Raw genomic sequence first — 15,670 nt, 5'->3', positions numbered from 1 at the left:
ACCCCGCCAGAAGCCACCAAAACAGCCAAGGCTGCGTCCACGGCAATACAGCGCAAGTGAGTGCTGTCAGCAGCTGATCGGCTCTATTGCGGGATGCTTTGGCTGCGAAAACCTTGAACTCCATCCCCGATATTTGGCGCGGTTCGTTAATGTATTATTGCCTTGCGTTTTGTCCCAATTTTGGCCCACTCAATTGTAGAAACTCGACAAAATTGATGCTACTTGCATTGTTTTAATTCTTGCAATCTGTTGATTTATAAGTATTTTTTATTATGCTTCCCGTCACCAACGCCATGTGCAAAGCCGTGGATCGTGGCATGGTCATGGCCGACATCAGGCTGCTGGAGAAGCACGGCGGCAAATCGGGCAGCTTCATCAACTCCACAACAGATTCCCATGGCAACCATTGACCGGTCCGTTTGGCCTGCGCGTCTGAGCACGCTTCTATTGGCGGCTTTGGCGGCGGCCAGCGCCGTTTATTGGGGCCTGCGCTGGTCCGAGCCGGTCAGCATGCCGCCCGCCAGCGATCGGGGATTCGGCCCGCAGGCCATTGACACCGGCCGGGTGGCCCAACTGCTGGGTGCCAGCGCCACCCCAGTCGGCGACAGCGAGTCAGAACCTGAAGTCAATCCCGCTGGAAAGTACAAACTCATGGGCGTCATCGCCCAAGGCAGAGGCAACGGGCTCGGCAGCGCATTGATCGCCATGGATGACGCACCCGCAAAACCCTACAGAGTGGGCGACAGGTTGTCTGATGACCTGCTGTTGCAATCCGTGTCAAAGCGTGGGGCGGTGCTCGCCTCCAGCATGCAGGCCCCGGCTGCCATCTCCCTGGAGCTTCCCCCGCTTGCCACCATCAAACCCCAGTAACATGACCACCACCCCCCGCCACCAATTCCAGGTTCTGGTCAACCCGCGATACCTGGCTGATCAGTCAGCTCCGGAGCAAGGCCAGTATTTTTTTGCCTACACCATCACCATTCGCAACACCGGCCGGGTGGCAGCACAGCTGATCTCCCGCACCTGGAATGTCAACGACTCCCTGGGTCATCATGAAAAGATCAAGGGCCTGGGTGTGGTGGGGCAGCAGCCCTTGCTGCAACCCGGAGAAACCTTTGAGTACACCAGCGGCACACGCCTGCGAACGCCCACAGGCACCATGCACGGCAGCTTTTTTTGCGTCGCAGAAGACGGTGAGAAGTTCGATGTGGATGTGCCCATGTTCGTGCTCGATGCCCTGAGTGAAAGCGGTGGCACGCGCACCCTGCATTAAGCCCATGGCGACCAGACCCGACCTTTCCGAACTGCTTGATGCCCTTGACCCGCGCGCCGACCTGGCGCACCGCCACCTCTGGCTGATTGATCTGCTTGGCTGGGTGCGCGGCAACCGCGATTCGGTACCCGGCGCGGTGGCGCGCGTCTGCCTGTTGCTCGATACCCTGCAACAACGCCCCGAGACGCGTGCCAAGCTGCAAGCCTGGTGGCAAAAGCTGCTGGTCACAGTGGACGCAACCTCGTTGCTGGCCGACTATGGCTTTTCTTCTCGCAGCGCCTTTGCCAGTGAACTGGGCGAACGCCTGCACCTCAAATGGCTGCCCGGCACGCCTGAAACGGCCGATGCCGCCAGCCTGTTTTCGCTGGTGCTGTGCCAGCCATTCGATGCGCGTTGGCTCACTGCGCTGGATGATGCCACGCTGGCGCGTCTGGCAGAGTTGCTGCAGGCAGACTGCGCGCACATGACCGACGGCATCTGCGCCTGGGTGCCACAGATCGGGCCAAGCCAGGTGACACCATGGCAAGCCACGCTGCTCGAAGCGCTGACACTTTGCACAGGTCAAATCCGTTCCACCGGTTTTTCTCCCGAGTTGCGCCTGCGCATGAGCACTCCCGCGCGCGAGACCGCGCCCTTCCATGCGCTCGACAGCGACGTGATTGCGCTGCAAGCGGCTTTTTTGATCGATCCGACGCTCCCCTCGCCCGCCCGTCAGGCTGCCATGCAGCAGGTTCTGAACCGCCTGGAGGCTTGCCGCCACGCTGCGGCATCGGTCTACACCCACCTCGACAGCAACGGCATATCGGTCAATCTGGTGTTTCAGTTGCGCCAGTTGCGAAGCCGGGTACTGCGCGTGCGCACCCTGCTCGATTGCCTGATGTCGGAACACCCCCATCGTCACACGACAGAGTTGTTCGCCCATCTGGTGCAGGTGGGGCACGAGCGGCGCAGCGTGCGCGCGCTGATTGCCGCCAATTCGTCGATGCTGGCCGCCAAGGTGGCTGAGCGCAGTTCCGAGACCGGTGAGCACTACATCACCCGCACCCGGGCCGAATACATGCGGATGCTGCGTGATGCCGCAGGCGGCGGAGCCGTCATGTCCGTCACCACGTTGATCAAATTTTTGATTCTTTCGATGAGCCTGTCGGCCTTTTGGGGCGGCTTTTACGCCGGCCTCAACTATGCTCTGAGCTTCGTGCTGATCCAGTTGCTGCACTGGACCGTGGCCACCAAACAACCCGCCATGACCGCCCCCGCCATGGCCGCCAAGCTCAAGGAACTGGGGGCACCGGGCGCCGTTGAAGGTTTTGTCGATGAGGTGGCGCACCTGGTGCGCTCACAGGTGGCCGCCATTTTTGGCAACCTGGCGCTGGTGGCCCCCGCGGTGTTGTTGATCAGCACCGGGCTGTGGCTGGCCTTCGGTACCCCCATGATCGACGCCAAGGTGGCCGAGCACGTTTTGCAAGACCTCACCCTGCTCGGGCCCACCGCCCTGTTTGCCGCCCTGACCGGTGTGCTGTTGTTTGCCTCAAGCATCATGGCCGGCTGGACCGAGAACTGGTTTGTGCTGCACCGGCTGGACTCGGCCATTCGCTACAACCCCAGGTTCACCGGCGCGCTGGGCCACGCCAGGGCCGACCGCTGGGCCAGCTTCATGCGCCACAACATCTCGGGACTGGCGGCCAATGTCTCGCTTGGCATGATGCTGGGGCTGGTGCCCGCTTTTGCGGCGTTTTTTGGCCTTGGGCTGGAGGTGCGCCACGTCACGCTGTCCACCGGGCAACTCGCTGCAGCCGCAGCCAGCCTGGGGCCCGACATCTTTTACAGCAGTCCGTTCTGGTGGTGCGTGGCCGGGATTGCCATCACCGGCGCGCTCAACGTGGGCGTGAGTTTTTATTTCGCCTTCATGCTGGCACTCAGGGCGCATAACGTCAGCGGTGTCGATCGCAGCCGCATCTACCAGACCATTCGCCACCGGATTCGCACCCGCCTGGCCAGCTTTTTCTGGCCTCCGCGCGCGGCTGAGCAAGCGAAAGACGTGACACATGGGTGAGTTTGATCTGATCGCGCGTTACTTCAAACGCCCGCCGCGCCACGCGGCTGTGGGGGTTGGCGACGACTGCGCGCTATGGCAGCCCACCCCCGGCAGCCAGTTGGCCATCTCATGCGACATGCTGGTGCAGGGACGCCATTTTTTTGCCGACGTGAATCCGCACAGCCTGGGCCACAAGGCGCTGGCGGTCAACCTGAGCGACCTGGCCGCCTGTGGCGCAAAACCGCTGGCGTTCACCCTGGCACTGGCGCTGCCCGAGGTCAACGAACCATGGCTGGCGGACTTTGCCCGGGGCCTGTTTGAACTGGCCGACGCGTTTGACTGCGAACTCATTGGCGGTGACACCACTTGCGGGCCACTCAACATCTGCATCACGGTGTTTGGCGAAGTGCCGGTTGTCAATGGCCGATCCCTGGCCCTGCTGCGCAGTGGCGCCAAAGCCGGTGATGACCTTTATGTGAGCGGCAGTTTGGGCGATGCCCGGCTGGCGCTGAGCGTGCGGCAAGGCAAATTGACCGTGCCCGTTGATGTATTGACCGCAGCGCGGGCCAGGCTTGACTGGCCCGCGCCGCGCGTGGCGCTGGGCCTGGCCCTGCGTGGCATCGCCACAGCCGCCATCGATATCAGCGACGGCCTGATAGGCGACCTGGGCCATATTCTGGAAAGCTCTGGGGTGGGTGCCCGCGTGCGGGTCGATCAGGTTGTCAAAACCATCGCCTGTTGCGCTCAAACTACAAAACCCAAAAACCAGGCGGGCGCCGATTTGGTGCTGGAGGACTGGCGCGCACTGGCCTTGTGCGGCGGCGACGACTACGAGTTGCTCTTCACCGCGCCGCCCCGGCACCGCGCCGCCGTGGCGGCCGCCGCGCTGGCCAGCCAGACGCCAGTGCACTGCATCGGCCACATCGAGGCTGGCGCAGGTTTGCGTCTGGTCGATGATCAGGGTCTGGCGCTGCCCGACCATTACGCCTCGTTTGACCACTTTGCCTGAAGCGGGGTGCTCCCCGGGATCAGCTTGATAATCTGGTCATGCTTGATCAAGAGTCTGCCTTTCATTCAGCCACACCCGCCGCAGCCCAGGCCGAGAGGCCGCCGGGACCTGTTGCCCCGAGCGGCCATTTCATGATGGCGCACCCGGCCCATGTGATGGCGCTGGGTTTTGGCTCCGGCCTCAGCCGAAAAGCTCCCGGCACCATGGGAACGCTGTGGGCCTGGGCGCTGTTTGTGCTGCTGCAACACCGATTGACTGAATTGCAATGGGGCGGTCTCATTGCCGTCAGCATCCTGGCGGGCTGGTGGGTGTGCACGGTCACCGCCAGACACATGCGCACGCTTGACCCTGGCAGCATCGTGTGGGACGAAATTGCCGCCTTTTGGCTGGTGCTCTGGCTGGTGGGTCCGACCGGATTCTGGGGCCAGTTGGCAGCCTTTGCGCTGTTTCGCTTTTTTGATGCCGTCAAGCCCGGCCCGGTGGCCTGGGCCGACCAGCTTTACCACCATGTCGACCCCAGCACTGACCCGGCTGCCTGGCGCAAGGCCGGTTGGGGCATCATGCTCGACGACCTGGTGGCCGCTTTTTGCACCCTGCTGGTGATTGCCATGTGGCGATCCTGGTAGGGCTTGCTGCGCGCTTTTCAGCCGGCTGCTATGCTTTGCTTTTTATACTCAACCGAACCGACCCCATGAAACAGCTATTTACTGGCAGTCTTATCCTTTCCGCCTTGCTCACCGCCTCTGCCTGGGCAGCCGGCCCGATGTCCACCAAGCCACTCGCCAAAGGCACGGTCAGCGGCGAGGTGCTGGAGGTCAAGGACGTTGAAATCTACACCTACATGCGACTGAAGACCAAGGACGGCGAAACCTGGGCGGCAGTCAGCACTGCGGCGGTCAAAAAGGGCGCCATGGTGACGATCGAGAATCCCATGGTGATGAGCGACTTCGAGAGCAAATCGCTCAAGAAAACGTTCCCGACCATCATTTTTGGCACACTCGCCGGCGCTGGCGCCGGTCAGGGCGTAGCGGCCCCGAAAATGGCCATGGCCAACGCCGCAGACAGCGCCGCGGTCAAGGTCGCCAAGGCCAGCGGCGCCAACGCCTATACCGTGGCCGATGTCGTGAGCAAAGCCACGCAGCTCAAGGACAAGCCGGTCAGGGTCAACGGTCAGGTCGTCAAGTACAACGCCAGCATCATGGGCAAAAACTGGGTCCATCTGCGTGACGGGTCAGGCACATCAGCCAAGGGCGACAACGACATCCTGGTCACCACCGCGGCGCCCGCCAAGGTGGGCGACCTGGTGGCGGTTTCAGGTGTGGTGCGCAATGACAAGGATTTTGGTGCTGGCTACAGCTACAAAGTACTGATTGAAGATGCCACCCTGACCCCTGTTAAACAATAGGCTGTTGATGCTTGACAAGTGCGCCCTTCTGGCGCGGCTGCTTTTGCAAAAGGGCTGGTTTCTGGCCACGGCTGAAAGCTGCACCGGTGGCCTGATTGCCGCCACCTGCACCGACCTGGCGGGTTCAAGCAGTTGGTTCGAGCGTGGTTTTGTCAGCTATTCCAACGCAGCCAAATCCGAGTTGCTGGGCGTTGATGCCGCGCTGATCGACCGCCATGGCGCGGTCAGTGAGGCCGTGGCACGCGCCATGGCCAGTGGCGCGCTGGCGCACTCGCGTGCCCAGGTGGCCATTGCCGTCACGGGTGTGGCCGGCCCAACCGGCGGCAGCGCCGAAAAGCCGGTGGGCACCGTGTGGCTCGCCTGGGCGACTCCCCTGGGCGTGACCAGCGAGTTGCAGCACTTTCCCGGCAACCGCGCGGCGGTGCGCCAGGCCACGGTGCAGCATGCCCTGGCCCGCCTGACAGAACTCATCCAGAGGAAAGCTCAATCGTGAAGCTGTTGATTGTTGAAGATGACCTGATGATGGGGGCGGGTTTGCAGGCCGCCCTCAAGAACGCCGGTTTCGATGCCCACTGGGTGACCGATGGCCGGGCCGCGCTTGAGTTGTTGACCGAGTCTTTTTTCCGGATCGCGGTGCTGGACATCAGCCTGCCGGGCCTGGACGGCTTGTCCCTGCTGAAACAACTTCGGGCCAACGGCAGTTCCGTGCCGGTGCTGATGCTGACGGCCCGTGACACCACCCGCGACAAGGTGATGTGTTTTGAGGCTGGTGCCGACGACTTCCTGGTCAAGACCACCGACATGGACGAGCTGATTGCACGCCTGCGCGCGCTGGTGCGCCGGGCGGGTTACGTGGGGCGTATCTGTGTCGGCAACCTGACGCTGGACTCGGACACCTTGGTGGTCACCAAAGACGGCAAGCTGCTCAACCTGTCGAACCGCGAGTTCGACTTGTTGCGGGTGCTGATGGAGGGCGCCGGGCAAGTCATTTCACGCAGCCGGCTTGAAGAGTCCGTATTCGGCTCAAGCCGCAGCAGCGACAGCAATGTGCTTGAAGTCCACATCCACAACCTGCGCCAAAAAATAGGCGAAACCAACCTCAAAACGGTTCGCGGGGTGGGCTACACCTTAACCAAGCCATGACCGTCATCGGTCGCTCACAGATCACCCTCAGCCACCGCCTGCTGGTGGCGCTGGGGGTGGTCAGCTTTCTGTTCTGGGCGGTGATGAGCATCCTTTCCACCCGGGACCACATCGCTCAGGTCAACGAACTTTACGATGTTCACCTGGCACACACGGCAAAGGCATTTTTGCAGATGATGGACCCGGATGAAGACAACACCTTCTTCCCGACCACCATGTCATCGGCCGAGATTGACCAGCTCTTTAACAGTTGGCCTGAATTGCCCAGCCGTGCGACGATTTTCCAGAACCGGACATTGCAGGGCAGCGCGCCACAAAATCCGGCAACCCAGCCCACTGCGCGACCGCCCGGCTCCAGGAAAACGCTGTACGGCAGCAGTCTGCGTTACCAGTTGTGGCGCGACAACGGCATGCTGCTGTTTCGCTCGGACAACGCACCGCTGGACATCATGACCACAAAAATGGGGTTTTCGGACAGTGTGGACGAGCAGGGCAAAGGCTGGCGCAACTACCATGTTCACGACACCACCCACAGTGTGCGCATCATCGTCGCAGAGCCGCATGATTTCCGGGCACAGTTGGTGCGAGGCCTGGTCATCGACGCTGCCACACCGCTTGCTTTCGGGCTGCCGGTGCTGTTTTTTTTGCTGTGGTTTTCCATTCGCAAAGGGCTCCATCCGCTGGCCATCCTGAGCCGGGAAATCACCAAAAGACGGCCTGATAACCTGACACCGATCGATCCCCAAAGTGTGCCTGACGAGGTGCAACCCATCGTCACGGCCTTGAACGACCTGCTCACCCGCATGGGGGAAACCCTGGACAACGAGCGCCGCTTCACGGAAGATGCAGCCCACCAGCTTCGCACTCCGCTGGCGGCGATTCAGGTCCAGTTGTACACCGCGCGTCATACCCAGGCCGAGACACCGCACCAGCAGGCGCTTGAGCAAATGCAGCACAGCGTGGAGCGCGGCATTCGCCTGGTCAATCAGCTGCTGACCCTGGCGCGGCTCGACCCCAAGCAGGCCAGCCCAGAATTTCACAGACTCCACATCGACAAAATTGCTGAAGCCATTTGCGCCGAGTTGGCCCCATTGGCCCTGCAGCGCGAGCAAAGCCTGGAATTGAATGCGGCGCCCAATCTGCCACCGATCACCGGCAACGCCGACATGCTGGCCATGCTGCTTTCCAACCTGGTCGACAACGCCATCCATTACACGCAGCGCGGTGGCAACATCGTGATCTCACTTGAGGCCGAAGGCACCGGGGTGCAACTGGCGGTCAGCGACGACGGCCCGGGCATCGCACCCGACCAGCGGCACCGGGTGCTGGAGCGCTTTTTCCGCATCGCCGAGCAAGGTCAGCCCGGCACCGGGCTGGGGCTGGCCATTTGCAAGCGTGTGGCAGACCTGCACCAGGCCACCCTGACATTGTCCGAGGGCCTGCAGGGCCGCGGCCTCACCGTGCGCCTGCACTTTGCCGCCTGAGCATGGATTTTGCCCAAGGCTTTGCCACCGGACTGGCACTGATTGTGGCCATCGGCTCGCAAAACGCCTACGTGCTGCGCCAAGGCATTTTGCGCCAGCATGTGCTGCCCCTGGTGCTGTTTTGTGCGCTGTCCGACGCGTTGCTGATTCTGGCGGGCATAGGCGGGGCGGGCCTGCTGATTCGCGACAACACCACCCTGATGAGCCTCACACGCTATGGTGGTGCCCTGTTTTTGACGGCTTATGGTGTGCTGGCAGCGCGGCGCGCCTGGCAGGGCAAGTCGATGCCACTTGGCAAAAGTGGCGGAACGACACTGGCGGCAGCACTGGCCGCCTGCTTTGCCTTTACCTTTTTGAACCCGCATGTGTACCTTGATACCGTGGTGCTGCTCGGCGCCATTGCCAACCAGCGACCCGACCCTGAGCGCTGGATCTTTGGCTTTGGCGCCGCCAGCGCCAGCCTGTGCTGGTTTGCCACGCTGGGTTTTGGCGCACGATTTTTGGCGCCGCTTTTTGCCACCGTGCGGGCCTGGCGCGTGCTCGACACTCTGATTGCGCTGACCATGTGGACGCTGGCGGCGATGCTGTTACCGAGTTGGCGCTAAAGTCACCCCCATGAATTCAAACGAAAACACCCTGACCCGCTTTTACAACGCCTTTGCCGCGCTCGACGCCGACACCATGGCTGCCTGCTATGCAGAAGATGCCACTTTTGACGATCCGGCGTTTTCGCTCAAAGGGAAGCGCGAGATCAGCGGCATGTGGCACATGCTGTGCGCCGCCACGCTGGCCAAAAACCGCGCCGACTGGCGGCTTGAATACAGGGACGTGCGCGCTGACGAGCATGCCGGCCACGTTCACTGGGAAGCTCATTACCGCTTCAGCGTGTCAAACCGGCTGGTTCACAACATCATCGAGTCTGACTTCACGTTTACCCCGCAAGGCCTGATTGCCAGCCACACCGACCGCTTTGACTTCTGGCGCTGGTCGCGCCAGGCACTGGGCATGGGCGGATGGGTGCTGGGCTGGGCGCCGCATTTCCGCAAACAGATGCGTGTGCAAACCCACGCCGCGCTGGCCAAGTACCTGGCCAAACATCCTTGACGTGGCGGTGCGCTCAGGCGCCGCAGCACTTTTTGTATTTTTTGCCACTGCCGCAGGGGCAGGGGTCGTTGCGTCCCACTTTGGGATCGGCGTGCACGGTTTCCACGCGCGGGCCGATGTTGCGCCACAGCTCCCGCAGGTCATACACCGCCCACAGGGCATCGGCAAAGTCATTCAGACGCTGCTCGCTGATGGTGGGCACACCGTCTTCGTCGAACGCGGCCACCGTGGGCGGGTCGGTGTCGTCCTCGGTCACGGCGACCATACATTCCAACGCGGCATCGAGCACTTTGGCGGCGTCCTTGTCGCGTGGCGGCGCCCATTCATCGGGCCAGCTTTCCACCGCATACATGAAACCAATGGCCCAGATCTGGCCGAACGAGGGGATCGGCGCATCGCCCATTTCAGCGCGCTGCTCCTCGGGCAGGGCGGCAATGGCGCCGCGCAGGTCCATCACCTCGGGCTGGTAGGCGCGCTCATCGTCGAGCGATTCCACATCGGCGCTGAGGGCCATGGCCACCTCGTTCCAGCGTCGCATCCACAGGTCAAAAAAGCGCTTGAACTGGGCTCCGTCGGCAAACAACGGGGTTTCGCTGTCGTCCTCCAGGTCCAGCAGCACCGAAAAATACTCGCTCGGGCCGATCACCCGGCGGCAGCACACCAGCGCGGCCATGAAGCCCTCGCAAAACTCCCACTGCGGGGTTTCGTCAAAACGCGTGCGCAGGTCATCCAGAATGGTGTCGAGTTCGTCGAAGTCGGCAGACTGAAGGGTTTCAGCAATGGCTTCGGAATCGGAAGGTGCTGGCGTCGTGATAATTGTCATGTACAGGCGTAAAAAGTGTGAATAGCGCTATTTTGCTCTGCTTGAATGGTTTATCCTTTGCCAACGACCACCAGAGGTGCAAACGCAATGACAAAACCAGGTATTTTTTCCTTGTCCCTGATCCTCTCCCTGAGCCTGGTGGCTTGCGGCGGGGGCGGGGGCGGAGACTCCGCGCCGGTGGTGCCCGCGAGCTATGCGCCAGGCTCGGCTGAACTGGGCGCCTGGGAAGTGTTGAGCAAAGCCCGCACGCTGTGCGGCTTTGACGGGTCGGACCCCCTCGTAAGATTGACCCGAAACGCCAAGCTTGATGCAGCCGCCTTGAGCCACTCAAAGTACCTTGTTGATCTTTCATTCGCAACTGGCGACTCGGTGCTTAGCCATCTGGAAACGCGCGGCGTTGCCGGCTTCACCGGCGTCTACCCTTGGGATCGCGCGGTTTATCAGGGCTATAACTATGCGGCACTGGCTGAAATACTGGAGGCAACCGTATGGGACTACACCAGCGCGCCAACTTTTCCGACCATGCAGGTGCGCGGCGCTGACTCCATGCGAAGCCTGCTCAACACGGTGTACCACTTGTCGGGCGCCATGTATGAAGGCGCAGATGTGGGTTTTGGCGCTTATTTGAAAACGACCATGATCAATGCCACAACCTGGCGCGAGGAATACCGCTTTGGCTCGCTCAACGGTTTCGAAGACGCCGGCAGACGCATCACGCTGGGCACCGGCAAAGTGGCCACCTACCCGTGCCAGAACAGCAGCGACATTCCGCCTGCCTTTGACCCAGCCAACGAAAGTCCAAACCCTTTCATTGGAACGGCCTATGCCAATGCGCTCGTGGGTCCGCCCATTTACCTCAAGGTGGATGCGCCACAAACCATCACTGTCAACGCCCTCAGCAGCAGAATCTCCCGCGGTGGCGCAACCGTCCCCTTCGTGGTTTTATCCAGCAGCAATGACCCCAACAAGGACCCCGTTGATGGCCAACCCTACATCACCCCCAACGAAATCTTCGTGATTCCCACCGTTGCCTTGAACCCCGACACAGACTACGAGGTCACCCTGAACGGCAAAGTTGGCTTGACAGCTTTTCCCCAAATTACATTCACGATGAGGACGGGGCAGTAACACCTGCCTGCAAACCCTGCGCCACGGTGGCGTAACGCAGCGCCACGCGCAACTCGGACTTGAGCCGGGTGTTGTCCAGGCGTCGTGACTCGCTCATGAAACTCAGCAGCATCAGCGGCAATTGCGCCGTGGCGGTGTCACGCGGCACCCGCGGCGGGCGCTGAAGGCCATACAAATCAGCGGCCAGGTCAAAATAGTCGCCCATCTTCAGACAGGTATCGTCGTTGACGTTGTAAACCCGTCCGGGCAGGCCGCGCCACAGGGCGGCAATGCAGGCGCGCGCCAGATCGTCGGCATGGATGTGGTTGGTGAACACATCGTCACTGGCCTGCAGCACCGGCGTGCCTTTGAGCAGCCGCTCGCGCGGGGTGCCACCCTCGCGGTCAGGCGCGTAGATGCCCGGAATGCGCAGGGTGTTGACCCGCACCGCGCTGACGCGGCCAAAATGGCGTATGCGCTGCTCGGCATCGATGCGCCGCTGCGCCCGGGCGGTGGCGGCGTTGAGCATTCGGTTTTCAGTGACCACCTCACCCTGGCAATCGCCATAAACACCGCTGGTGGAACCATACACCAAGCTCTGCAAATGGGAGCGCCTTCGCAGCACCTGCAGCAGCGCTCGGGTGCGCGGGTCCTGGCCGCCGCTGCCGGGGGGCGGCGCCAGATGGACCAGTCTTGTGGCCAGACCACTCAAGCGCTTGAGGCTGTCGGGTTTGTCCAGATTACCCACCAGCGGCGTGATGCCTAAAGCACGTAACCCGGCCACGCGCGAGGCGTCGGTGGTGAGCGCCAGCAGCCGCACGCGTTGGCCCAAGTCGCGGGCCACGCGCACGCCGACATCGCCACAACCGACCAGCAGCACGCGTTCGCGCCGAAAGCGGGCGGGCAAGGCGCCGGGGCGGGTGGCGTACAGGAGCGCATGTGGGCTTCGCAATGCAGGCAAAATCGACTCCTTTTGAATTTGAAGCTTTGAGGATAACCAGAATATGACCGGCAGCGCCAGCCCAAATGTTTTTCACATCACCATCGAACCCAGCGGCCGCACATTTACCGTGGCCGCCGGCGAGACCATTCTGGCAGCCGGGATTGCGCAGGGCATCAACCTGCCCTATGGCTGCAAGGACGGCGCTTGCGGCTCTTGCAAATGCAAGATATCCGGCGGCTCAGTGGCGCAGGGCGCGCACCAGAGCAAAGCGCTCAGTGATGCCGAAGAAGCCCAGGGGTTTGTGCTGACCTGCTGCGCCAGCCCACAGAGCGACGTGGTGCTGGAATCGCGCCAGGTCACGCTGGAAGGGGCTTTTGCGATCAAGAAAATGCCGGTGCGCGCGACCACGCTTGAAAAAGCCTCCAGCGACGTCATCATCTTGAAGCTGCAAATGCCCGCCAACGATGTGTTTGCCTACCATGCCGGCCAGTACATTGAGTTCTTGCTGCGTGATGGTGTGCGCCGCAGTTACTCCATGGCCAGCGCGCCGCACCTGATTGGCCAGGGGCTGGAGCTGCACATTCGCCACATGCCCGGCGGCAAATTTACCGACCATGTGTTTGGGGCCATGAAAGAGCGCGACATTTTGCGCATTGAGGGCCCTTACGGCAGCTTTTACCTGCGCGAGGACAGCGCCAAGCCGATCGTGCTGCTGGCTTCGGGCACGGGTTTTGCGCCGATCAAGGCGATCATCGAACACATGCACTTCAAAGGCATCAAACGCCAGGTGAGGCTTTACTGGGGCGGTCGCCGTCCTGCTGATCTTTACATGAACGAGTGGGTCACGACCAGGATGACCGAAATGCCCAATTTGCTTTATGTGCCGGTGGTGTCAGACGCCCTGCCCGGGGACAACTGGCGCGGGCGCACGGGCTTTGTGCACCGCGCGGTGCTCCAAGATCTGCCAGACCTGTCCGGCCACCAGGTCTATGCTTGCGGCGCACCCATTGTGGTGGACTCGGCGCGTGCTGATTATTTGCGCGCAGGTTTGCCAGAAGACGAGTTTTATGCCGATGCGTTCACCTCCGAGGCCGACAAGGTGGACGAAGCAAGCGCTGCGACATCCTGACAGCCCCTGGCACCGCACCTTGAAACCGTGCGGATTCTCAACGTGTTGTTACATTTTGACGCGTATGTGCGCCACCGCACGTCACACACAGCGTACTTGCTGGTATAAATTGCGTTTACCAACAATTCTGAAGGAACCACCATGAAAACCTTGATATCAAGCAGCCGCCCCGTGATCGCCAGCCTGAGCGCAGCCATTGTGCTGCTCACCGGATGTGCCGACATGTCGGACGCGCAGCGCAGCGCGGCCATCGGTGCTGGCGTGGGCGCTTTGGCTGGTGTTGCCATTGGCGACAGCGGCAAGTCGGCCGCCATTGGTGCTGGCGTGGGCGCGCTCGGTGGCTACATCTGGTCCACCCAGATGCAAAAGAAAAAGGTCGAAATGGAGCGGGCAACGGCGGGCACCGGCGTGGCTGTGACGCAAACCCCTGACAACCAGCTCAAGCTCAGCATTCCGAGCGACATCTCGTTTGACACCAACAGCGCCGAAATCAAGTCCAATCTGCGCCCCATTCTGGACCAGTTTGCACAAGGTTTGAGCAGCCAGCCCAACACCGAGGTTCGCATCATTGGCCACACTGACAGCACCGGCTCGGACGCCATCAACAACCCGCTGTCGGTCAACCGGGCTTCTAGCGCGCGCAACTACCTGGTGTCACGCGGCGTAAGCGGCCAGCGCATCCAGATTGATGGCCGTGGATCCTACGAGCCTATTGCCGACAACAACACCGTCGATGGTCGCGCCAGAAACCGCCGTATCGAGATCTTTTTGGCTGAGCGGGCACGTTAAAAGTGCGCTGCGGCCATCCATGAATTCCGGACTCCCTGGATGCCGGGTCGAGCCCGGCATGAAAATTCATGTCGAACGTCCGCGTGCGTGATTGGGGCGGACACGGGAGATTCGCGATGACGACCTTTGATCGTTGAGGATCAATCAGTGCTGGCCCCCGTCTCAAACCACTGCTTGAACACCATGCGCTCGGCCTCCGAGATGCCGGTGCTGTTGGTCATGGGCATGAGCTTGCTGACCACCACCTGCTGGTAAATGTTTTGCGCATGCAGCTTGACGTTGGCAGCAGAGTCGAGCCGCACGTTTTTCATTTGCACTTGTTCGCCGTGGCACAGGTAGCAGCGCTGCGCAAGAATGGGCTGCAGCGTGGCATAGCCGATGGGGCCGCCCATGCCGGTATCAGCAACCGTCTGGGTATTTGGCCCTGCTTGCGCCTGTGTCGACTCTGCTGATGGCAGCGGAGCCAGCCAGACCATCACAACGCCAATCACCGCCACGCCCACCAGCGCATAAGGCAGCGGGTTGCCGTTGCGGCCCAGCTTGTAGCCGTGGCGCATGACAAAAAACTGGCGAATGGCGGCACCCGCAAACATCATCGCAATCAGCACCAGCCAGTTTTGCGGGTGTGTGTAGGTAAAGCTGTAGTGGCCGCTGAGCATGGCAAACAGCACCGGCAGGGTGAAATAGGTGTTGTGCACGCTGCGCTGCTTGCCGCGGATGCCGTGGATCGGATCCACCGGCTCGCCAGCCTTGATGGCGGCGACCACCTTGCGCTGTCCCGGAATGATCCAGTGCGCCACGTTGGCGCTCATGCTGGTGGCCAGCATGGCGCCCACCAGTAAAAAGGCGGCGCGCCCGGCAAACCAGTGGCAGGCCAGCCAGCTTGCCACGCACACCAGCACAAACACCAGTGCCCCGACGATCGCGTCGCCGTTTCTACGCTGACCGAAAATTCGGCAGATCAGGTCGTACAACAACCAGAACACCGCCAGAAACAGCAGGGCGATGGCGATGGCCTGCCACGGTGCCCAGTCCATTTTTGACTTGTCGATCAGGTAGGTGCTCGCGCTCCACAGGTAGGACACGGTAAACAGCGCAAAGCCGGTGAGCCAGGTGCTGTAGCTCTCCCAGTAAAACCAGTGCAGGTGTTTGGGCAATTGCGGCGGCTTGACGGCAAATTTGACCGGGTGATAAAACCCGCCGCCATGCACCGCCCACAGCTCGCCGCTGACACCCTGTTTTTTGAGCTCTTCGTCTTCGGGCGGGGTCAGGCTGCTGTCCAGAAACACAAAGTAGAACGAGGAACCGATCCAGGCAATGGCGGTGATCACATGCGTCCAGCGCAGCAGCAGGTTGAGCCAATCCAAAATATAACTTTCCATCATGCGTCCTTGGTTTGATCATGTTCCCGCTACTGCGAGCCAAG

18 protein-coding genes are annotated in these 15,670 nt (G+C 61.5%); 15 read left to right on the top strand and 3 right to left on the bottom strand.

Annotation, left to right across the window (positions count from 1 at the left end):
- Nucleotides 1–272 precede the first annotated feature (272 nt).
- From GPS82_RS02295 to GPS82_RS02240, 12 genes are all read left to right on the top strand, one after another.
- Complete coding sequence (locus GPS82_RS02295) at nt 273–410, top strand: hypothetical protein (RefSeq protein WP_296490591.1); 138 nt, start codon at nt 273–275, stop codon at nt 408–410.
- Nucleotides 397–870 carry a general secretion pathway protein C gene (locus tag GPS82_RS02290; RefSeq protein ID WP_296490585.1) on the top strand — a complete coding sequence of 158 codons (474 nt, stop codon included), beginning with the start codon at nt 397–399 and terminating at the stop codon, nt 868–870. Before GPS82_RS02295 ends, GPS82_RS02290 begins: the two co-directional genes overlap by 14 nt.
- A gap of 1 nt (nt 871) precedes the next feature.
- On the top strand, nt 872–1,273 hold the full coding sequence (gene apaG, locus GPS82_RS02285; protein WP_296490584.1) for a Co2+/Mg2+ efflux protein ApaG: 402 nt from the start codon (nt 872–874) through the stop codon (nt 1,271–1,273).
- A 4-nt stretch (nt 1,274–1,277) separates the two neighbouring features.
- On the top strand, nt 1,278–3,326 hold the full coding sequence (locus GPS82_RS02280) for a site-specific recombinase (RefSeq protein WP_296490583.1): 2,049 nt from the start codon (nt 1,278–1,280) through the stop codon (nt 3,324–3,326).
- The gene (gene thiL / locus GPS82_RS02275) at nt 3,319–4,317 is read left to right on the top strand and encodes a thiamine-phosphate kinase (RefSeq protein ID WP_296490582.1); all 999 of its coding nucleotides are present in this window, start codon (nt 3,319–3,321) and stop codon (nt 4,315–4,317) included. The genes GPS82_RS02280 and thiL overlap by 8 nt, the downstream gene beginning before the upstream one ends.
- 131 nt (nt 4,318–4,448) lie before the next feature.
- Entirely contained in the window at nt 4,449–4,943 is a 495-nt protein-coding gene (locus tag GPS82_RS02270; protein ID WP_296490590.1) for a phosphatidylglycerophosphatase A, read from the top strand.
- Nucleotides 4,944–5,008: 65 nt separating this feature from the next.
- A complete protein-coding gene (locus GPS82_RS02265; RefSeq protein WP_296490581.1) occupies nt 5,009–5,722 on the top strand; it encodes an OB-fold nucleic acid binding domain-containing protein in 714 nt (237 codons plus the stop codon).
- A gap of 7 nt (nt 5,723–5,729) precedes the next feature.
- Nucleotides 5,730–6,215, top strand: coding sequence for a CinA family protein (locus tag GPS82_RS02260; protein WP_296490580.1), 486 nt, complete (start codon nt 5,730–5,732; stop codon nt 6,213–6,215).
- Nucleotides 6,212–6,865, top strand: coding sequence for a response regulator transcription factor (locus GPS82_RS02255; protein WP_296490579.1), 654 nt, complete (start codon nt 6,212–6,214; stop codon nt 6,863–6,865). Before GPS82_RS02260 ends, GPS82_RS02255 begins: the two co-directional genes overlap by 4 nt.
- Entirely contained in the window at nt 6,862–8,349 is a 1,488-nt protein-coding gene (locus GPS82_RS02250) for an ATP-binding protein (RefSeq protein ID WP_296490577.1), read from the top strand. The genes GPS82_RS02255 and GPS82_RS02250 overlap by 4 nt, the downstream gene beginning before the upstream one ends.
- A 2-nt stretch (nt 8,350–8,351) precedes the next feature.
- Nucleotides 8,352–8,954, top strand: a complete 603-nt coding sequence (locus GPS82_RS02245) for a LysE/ArgO family amino acid transporter (protein WP_296490576.1) — start codon at nt 8,352–8,354, stop codon at nt 8,952–8,954.
- Between the two features lie 10 nt (nt 8,955–8,964).
- A complete protein-coding gene (locus GPS82_RS02240) occupies nt 8,965–9,453 on the top strand; it encodes a nuclear transport factor 2 family protein (RefSeq protein WP_296490575.1) in 489 nt (162 codons plus the stop codon).
- 13 nt (nt 9,454–9,466) lie between these two features.
- On the opposite strand, the gene GPS82_RS02235 is transcribed toward GPS82_RS02240, so the two are convergent.
- Nucleotides 9,467–10,276: a UPF0149 family protein gene (locus GPS82_RS02235; protein WP_296490574.1), complete on the bottom strand. Its 810-nt coding sequence runs from the start codon at nt 10,274–10,276 to the stop codon at nt 9,467–9,469.
- An 87-nt stretch (nt 10,277–10,363) separates the two neighbouring features.
- Here GPS82_RS02235 and GPS82_RS02230 point away from each other — a divergent pair, with 87 nt between their 5' ends.
- Complete coding sequence (locus GPS82_RS02230; RefSeq protein ID WP_296490572.1) at nt 10,364–11,404, top strand: hypothetical protein; 1,041 nt, start codon at nt 10,364–10,366, stop codon at nt 11,402–11,404.
- Here GPS82_RS02230 and GPS82_RS02225 read toward each other — a convergent pair.
- Complete coding sequence (locus GPS82_RS02225) at nt 11,382–12,344, bottom strand: SDR family oxidoreductase (protein ID WP_296490571.1); 963 nt, start codon at nt 12,342–12,344, stop codon at nt 11,382–11,384. The genes GPS82_RS02230 and GPS82_RS02225 overlap by 23 nt on opposite strands.
- A 43-nt stretch (nt 12,345–12,387) precedes the next feature.
- On the opposite strand from GPS82_RS02225, the gene GPS82_RS02220 reads away from it, so the two are divergent.
- Nucleotides 12,388–13,455: a CDP-6-deoxy-delta-3,4-glucoseen reductase gene (locus GPS82_RS02220; RefSeq protein WP_296490570.1), complete on the top strand. Its 1,068-nt coding sequence runs from the start codon at nt 12,388–12,390 to the stop codon at nt 13,453–13,455.
- Nucleotides 13,456–13,596: 141 nt separating this feature from the next.
- The gene (locus tag GPS82_RS02215; protein ID WP_296490569.1) at nt 13,597–14,244 is read left to right on the top strand and encodes an OmpA family protein; all 648 of its coding nucleotides are present in this window, start codon (nt 13,597–13,599) and stop codon (nt 14,242–14,244) included.
- Nucleotides 14,245–14,384: 140 nt separating this feature from the next.
- Here the strand turns inward: GPS82_RS02215 and GPS82_RS02210 are convergent, their stop codons facing one another.
- A complete protein-coding gene (locus GPS82_RS02210; RefSeq protein ID WP_296490568.1) occupies nt 14,385–15,626 on the bottom strand; it encodes a urate hydroxylase PuuD in 1,242 nt (413 codons plus the stop codon).
- Nucleotides 15,627–15,670: the final 44 nt, after the last annotated feature.

The sequence above is a fragment of the Rhodoferax sp. genome (assembly GCF_011391645.1).
GTDB lineage: Bacteria > Pseudomonadota > Gammaproteobacteria > Burkholderiales > Burkholderiaceae_C > Rhodoferax.
The sequence above is the reverse complement of the archived record's forward strand: the minus strand, read 5'-3'. Positions and strand labels throughout refer to the sequence as shown.

Coding starts and splice junctions, on each gene's coding strand:
- GPS82_RS02220 (WP_296490570.1), top strand. CDS start 12,388: ATGACCGGCAGCGCCAGCCCAAATGTTTTTCACATCACCATCGAACCC.
- GPS82_RS02260 (WP_296490580.1), top strand. CDS start 5,730: ATGCTTGACAAGTGCGCCCTTCTGGCGCGGCTGCTTTTGCAAAAGGGC.
- GPS82_RS02280 (WP_296490583.1), top strand. CDS start 1,278: ATGGCGACCAGACCCGACCTTTCCGAACTGCTTGATGCCCTTGACCCG.
- GPS82_RS02240 (WP_296490575.1), top strand. CDS start 8,965: ATGAATTCAAACGAAAACACCCTGACCCGCTTTTACAACGCCTTTGCC.
- GPS82_RS02270 (WP_296490590.1), top strand. CDS start 4,449: ATGATGGCGCACCCGGCCCATGTGATGGCGCTGGGTTTTGGCTCCGGC.
- GPS82_RS02215 (WP_296490569.1), top strand. CDS start 13,597: ATGAAAACCTTGATATCAAGCAGCCGCCCCGTGATCGCCAGCCTGAGC.
- GPS82_RS02250 (WP_296490577.1), top strand. CDS start 6,862: ATGACCGTCATCGGTCGCTCACAGATCACCCTCAGCCACCGCCTGCTG.
- apaG (WP_296490584.1), top strand. CDS start 872: ATGACCACCACCCCCCGCCACCAATTCCAGGTTCTGGTCAACCCGCGA.
- GPS82_RS02245 (WP_296490576.1), top strand. CDS start 8,352: ATGGATTTTGCCCAAGGCTTTGCCACCGGACTGGCACTGATTGTGGCC.
- GPS82_RS02210 (WP_296490568.1), bottom strand. CDS start 15,626: ATGGAAAGTTATATTTTGGATTGGCTCAACCTGCTGCTGCGCTGGACG.
- GPS82_RS02265 (WP_296490581.1), top strand. CDS start 5,009: ATGAAACAGCTATTTACTGGCAGTCTTATCCTTTCCGCCTTGCTCACC.
- GPS82_RS02290 (WP_296490585.1), top strand. CDS start 397: ATGGCAACCATTGACCGGTCCGTTTGGCCTGCGCGTCTGAGCACGCTT.
- GPS82_RS02235 (WP_296490574.1), bottom strand. CDS start 10,276: ATGACAATTATCACGACGCCAGCACCTTCCGATTCCGAAGCCATTGCT.
- GPS82_RS02230 (WP_296490572.1), top strand. CDS start 10,364: ATGACAAAACCAGGTATTTTTTCCTTGTCCCTGATCCTCTCCCTGAGC.
- GPS82_RS02295 (WP_296490591.1), top strand. CDS start 273: ATGCTTCCCGTCACCAACGCCATGTGCAAAGCCGTGGATCGTGGCATG.
- thiL (WP_296490582.1), top strand. CDS start 3,319: ATGGGTGAGTTTGATCTGATCGCGCGTTACTTCAAACGCCCGCCGCGC.